Raw genomic sequence first — 510 nt, forward strand, 5'->3', positions numbered from 1 at the left:
TCATCCACCGCCGAGCACCAGCACCTGAAGGATCCAAAGACCGAACCGTCAAATACATAAACTTCAAAGCCGACTCCTCAGACACAAAATGCCCACGCGACCTGGCAGAACGCCGCAACCTAGCATTCAAAGACTCAATCGCATTCGTCGAATACAACACCCGACGAACCTCCATCTCATACGACAAAAAAGGAATAAATTCCTCCCAGCGACGCCACCACAAAGCACTAATAGCCGGGTACTTCTCATCCCACTTCTGCCCAAAGGCCTCCAAAGCCGCCTGCGCAGCCTGCTCGGTCACCGCCTGATAGACCGGCTTCAAATCCCGGGAAATCGCCTCCCAGTGCTGCCTGGGGGCGTAATGCATGGAATTGCGGATCATGTGAATGACGCAGTTTTGCACAATCGTGCGTTCATAGACCGCATTCACGGCCTCAGGCAGGCCGGTGAGCCCATCACAGACCAGGTAGAAGATATCAGCGGTGCCACGGTTCTTCAGCTCGGTCAGGA

The 510-nt window shown here is 54.7% G+C and carries 1 protein-coding gene; it reads right to left on the minus strand.

Annotated features, from left to right (window positions below; all coding sequences use genetic code 11):
- A partial coding sequence (locus tag L6963_RS11705; protein WP_237225473.1) for an IS256 family transposase occupies nucleotides 1-510 on the minus strand: 510 nt, incomplete at both ends.

The organism is Rothia nasimurium, from assembly GCF_928392795.1.
GTDB classification, from domain to species: Bacteria; Actinomycetota; Actinomycetes; order Actinomycetales; family Micrococcaceae; genus Rothia; species Rothia nasimurium_F.